We start from the raw sequence: 4226 nt of genomic DNA, 5'->3' as shown, positions 1-4226 counted from the left end.
CCATTCAGTGCTAGGGAACTCGGCGCGTAGGAGGGTCATCTTCGAGGCCTCGCGCTACGTAGGCATAGACAACTTCGCCACATACTTGGCCGCGCCTTTCTGCTTCGTCACGCGACAGCGTGAGCACCTGGCGGACCCCATTGTCTGGTTGCCGGTAGAGCGCGGCTATAGCTCCCGAGAGCCGCTTGGTCATGGCTGTAACCTGCTCATGACGGCCGGCAGCCGATTTATGCTACTGCTCAAGGTCCTTCTCCCAATTCTCTAGGTGCCTTGTAACGGAAGCCGGATTTGAGAAGTCCAGCAAGATGAATTGTCCTCCCCCCAATCGGGCTAGGAACTTGAAGAGTTCCATACGCAACCGAGTCATGATTTCCGGTGTCGCTGCTTCATTCAAGTCCCCGCCCGCAGCGCGCCAGAAGCCTTCGCGATACAAAAGGTACTCGAGGTCTGGGTCATCTTCGAGGCCTCGCGCTACGTAGGCATAGACAACTTCGCCATTCTGGTCTTCGGGAATCTGTATCAGAGCGCAGTCCTTCTCAACCCATTTCAGCCCGAGGGCAACCGCCTCCTGCAAATCGTTTGAGAAGTACCAGGCCACACTGTCGTCGGGGTCTTCGATTGCATAGGTGGGATAGCCAAAGCGCTCCACGCTGGCCAATAGCTCGTCCGGGGTGTGGCACGTAGCTTTACCCAAAGCCTGAACCACTGGCGGAATGTCTGTGACTATCTTCCCTAGCCATAGCGCGGGCTTAGGCACGTAGCGAGCAAACACAACTTCTCCTTCCTCATCACGGCATGACATGTTGCGCTCTCCAGATACATGGTTCCACGCCAGAACCTCCGCTCCTACCATTGCAGCAGGGTCTTCATTCGCTGCAGAAGCCACAGGCGATACCAAGCCTGCTCGCAGGCGACCACTGCAGTGATGGAGATGACGGCAACCCAGGAAAGACGGGGAAGCCTTGCCGCTTCTGCGCGCGACAGTGCGAACACCTGGCGGACGTCATCAATCGGTCGCCGGTCGAGCGCCTATAGCTTTCGAGAGTCGCTGAGTCACGGGCCTGACCGGCAGAAGGCGACTCGCGGTCGATGGGAGTTACAGTTCAAGCTCATCCTTCCAATCCTGTAGGTACATCGCAACCGAAGCTGGCTCCGAGAAGTCGAGTAAGAGAAATGGGCTGCCCCATCGGGCCATGAACTTGAAGAGCTCAATGCGCACCCGAGTCAAGATTTCTGGTGTCGCAGGTTCATTCAAGTCCCCCCCTGCTCGTCGCCAGAACTTCTGGTCATACAAGCGCTGGCCGAATGTGCGGTCATCTTCGAGGCCTCGCACGATGTAGGCATAGACTGCTTCACCGTCTTGGTCTTCGGGAATCTGCACCAGCGCACAGTCCTTTTCGACCCACTTCAGCCCGATAGCAATCGCCTCCATTAGGTCGTTTGAGAAGTACCAGGTCACGCCATCGTCGGAGTCTGCGATGGCGTAGGTGGGATTACCAAAGCGTGCACGGCACGCCAATAGCTCGGCTGGGGTGTGGCATGTAGCCGTACCCAAGAGCCCAACTATTGGTGGAATGTCCCGCACTATGCTTCCAAGGTGCAGGGCGGGCGTCGGCATGTAGCCGAAGGCATCAGGTCCGAACGTGGAGGATTTTGTTTTGCTCACGGCATCTCCCCCACTGGGCAACATGTCGCTTCGCACTTCCGCTACCACTGGAGGAGTACCTTCATTCGCTGCAGAAGCCAATCCAATTCATCAGGCGATACCCAGCCTTTGCGCGCAACGGATACGCGTACGCGTCCAAGCGTCTCGTCTGGCGAATGATGGGGATGCTTCGCAGCGTCAGCTTGAGCTACTAGAAGTAGTTGCTGAGCCAGGTCCTCGCATATGAACCAGCGCTCGAATCTTCCTTCTGGTGTTTGGCCGCCAACGTAGACGTTCCATGACAAGGTGGCGCCCACTTTTGGCTGCCCGCCAGGAACTACGGCTGGAAGCGTGGGCCGTGGGAAGTCGTCGGGTACGTCATTGAGGTCCATTCCTGGCTCCTGCCGCTTGTGCGGGCATGTCGGGAGTGTCCCCTCGTGTGCGAGAGGGGCAGTCCCTGTGGTGGGTCATAGTGCCTGCGGCCCGGAAAGAACCATGAAATGGCGATTTGTCAAGCTATTCCGGTCGTTCGTGGCTGGTTTTTGATTCTACGAATTTCGTAGAGAAACGCAACGCGATTTCTACGATATTCGCAGAATGGGAAGAAAAGAGCCGGTTACCCTTTTTGGGCGCCGCTTGCGACAGGCAAGGCGGCGTGCCGGCATTCCCCAGGACAAACTCGGTGTTGAAATTGGTCTGGACGAACACACCGCCAGCGCGCGCATCAGTCGCTACGAGAGCGGTGTCCACGAGCCCCCGTTCGAAGTCACAGCAAAGCTCGCAAAAGCGCTCAAAGTCCCGACGGCATACTTCTATTGCGATAACGACGAGCTCGCCGACTTCCTCCTTGTGTGGCGGTACCTACTGAAGGCCGACAAAAAGGAGATTGGCTACATCGTAGAGAACCGGTTGTCGTCGAAAAGGCTGCTCGGGAAGAATGTTGTCTGACAAGAGGCCCGCTGCCATTTCGCCGCCTTCCTTGGACGCTCAGCACTGAAGCCCTCATAGCGGTGTCACAAGTGTGGGTGACTACTCATCCGCAACTACAGGCAGGTTCCTGCTGGAAGAATGGCGCTAGGCCGTTAGCGGGCAATATGTTGCCTTACGTTTCAGGGCAACTTCCTCATCGAGGGAACTTGGCCTACAAGGGCATCGTGGGAAGCTCGCTCCCTCCTAGCGGTCGCTTTCGCGCGGAGCGTCGAATCAAGCACATCAATAAAAATGCTCTAACGGGCACAAATAAAATAGTGCTTTTTGGTGCACCCCGTATGGACAAGTCCGCTGTCCACAGCACAAGGCTGTGGACAGCCCCCTTCGGGGTACCGGACTTGCCCACACTCGAATACTGACGCGCCCCTTCGGGGCTTGCCTTGCTTAGATAAAAAGACGAAAACCTACCTAGAGCAAAAAAGCCAAAAACCCGGTTGACAACAGAGGATGCGCCGGTTCGGGAATTCGAAGCGGCTGTTGAGGATGGCCGCGCGCACGCGCTCGCGGCTTTCGCGGACCTCGGTCTCGGCCAGGCCGACGATGCTGCAGGCGGGCAGGCCGTTGGCGAGATGGACCTCGACCGACACCAGCGGGGCTTCCAGCCCGGTCAGGGCGCGGCTGCGCAGCAGGGCGAGGCTCATCGCGGCGCCGCCGGCGTTGCGGAAGTGTTAACGAAAATGGCCGCCGGAGTGCGGCGGCCATCGTGGCGGGTCGGGCTGCGGCCCGGGCTTCCCGGTGTCCCGGCGCGGTCCGGGACCATATTCGGGACGCTATCCGGGACCATGCAGCGGCGGCGGCGCGGCAAGCGCGTCAGCCGGCAGCCGGGGTGTCGGTGCCGCCGGCGGCGCGGCGTTCCAGCTCGAGCACGCGCGCTTCCAGTTCTTCCAGGCGCGCGCGGGTGCGGGCCAGCACCTGCGACTGCACGTCGAATTCCTCGCGCGTGACCAGGTCGAGCTTGGAAAAGCCCTGCGCCATCATGCTGCGCACGTTTTTCTCGATGTCCTTGGCGGGCGAGTTGCGCAGCGCCTCGCTGACCTTGGCCTGGAAGTCGTTGAACAGGTCGGTCGGTTTCATGGTGATTCTCCTTTTGCACCGCGTTGGTGCGGATGATGGGTGGGCGGCTCCGCTCTGCTGCATCGCGGTGCAGCCTCCCGGGGGCGCGGGCAAACGCGGTGCGCACTCGGCACATGCCGCCGGCATGGGCCGATTATCGCGCTTCGCGCGCCGCCGGGAAAGCGCCAGCGCGGCCTGGTAACACCTTTTGACGTGTGGACGCCCTCGCGGCGGCCCGCGGCGGGGGGATCGGGGAGGGATTCAATCTGCACAAAAACCGTGGGCGGCGGGGTCCGTGAGGCTGGCACGGCAGTTGCAGTAATGAAACCAGGAGCCTCGTTTTACATTTATTCAAACACACGAGTACCGAGCCAAAAAAAGGAGAAGAAATCCATGAAGAAGTTGGCCTTTGCAGTCAGCGCCAGTGCAGTCGTGCTTTGCGGTCTTGTTCCCGCAGCTTACGCCCAGAGCACCCCGGACGCGGCGGCCGCCCCCGCCGCCGCTCCCGCCGCTGAAGAAGCCTCGCCGCATACGTTCT

At 59.8% G+C, this 4226-nt stretch carries 4 protein-coding genes and 1 pseudogene; 1 reads left to right on the top strand and 4 read right to left on the bottom strand.

The genetic code is table 11. The features are described from left to right. Positions 1 to 232: 232 nt before the first annotated feature. A complete protein-coding gene (locus K206_RS0134700) occupies positions 233 to 802 on the bottom strand; it encodes a hypothetical protein (RefSeq protein WP_029044422.1) in 570 nt (189 codons plus the stop codon). A gap of 294 nt (positions 803 to 1096) precedes the next feature. Further along, positions 1097 to 1666 carry a transposase gene (locus K206_RS0134695; RefSeq protein ID WP_231401726.1) on the bottom strand — a complete coding sequence of 190 codons (570 nt, stop codon included), beginning with the start codon at positions 1664 to 1666 and terminating at the stop codon, positions 1097 to 1099. 576 nt (positions 1667 to 2242) lie between these two features. Here K206_RS0134695 and K206_RS0134690 point away from each other — a divergent pair. Next, a complete protein-coding gene (locus tag K206_RS0134690) occupies positions 2243 to 2593 on the top strand; it encodes a helix-turn-helix domain-containing protein (protein ID WP_029044420.1) in 351 nt (116 codons plus the stop codon). A 488-nt stretch (positions 2594 to 3081) separates the two neighbouring features. Here the strand turns inward: K206_RS0134690 and K206_RS40215 are convergent. Then, a pseudogene (locus K206_RS40215) lies at positions 3082 to 3276 on the bottom strand (magnesium chelatase domain-containing protein); the annotation flags it as partial. A 169-nt stretch (positions 3277 to 3445) separates the two neighbouring features. Next, complete coding sequence (locus K206_RS0134680; RefSeq protein WP_020206861.1) at positions 3446 to 3709, bottom strand: accessory factor UbiK family protein; 264 nt, start codon at positions 3707 to 3709, stop codon at positions 3446 to 3448. Between the last annotated feature and the right edge of the window lie 517 nt (positions 3710 to 4226).

This window comes from Cupriavidus sp. WS (assembly GCF_000395345.1).
In the GTDB taxonomy this organism is placed as follows: domain Bacteria; phylum Pseudomonadota; class Gammaproteobacteria; order Burkholderiales; family Burkholderiaceae; genus Cupriavidus; species Cupriavidus basilensis_B.
Note: the sequence above shows the minus strand (reverse complement) of the source record. Positions and strands in the feature narration are given on the sequence as shown.

Coding starts and splice junctions, on each gene's coding strand:
- K206_RS0134700 (WP_029044422.1), bottom strand. CDS start 802: ATGTCATGCCGTGATGAGGAAGGAGAAGTTGTGTTTGCTCGCTACGTG.
- K206_RS0134690 (WP_029044420.1), top strand. CDS start 2,243: ATGGGAAGAAAAGAGCCGGTTACCCTTTTTGGGCGCCGCTTGCGACAG.
- K206_RS0134680 (WP_020206861.1), bottom strand. CDS start 3,709: ATGAAACCGACCGACCTGTTCAACGACTTCCAGGCCAAGGTCAGCGAG.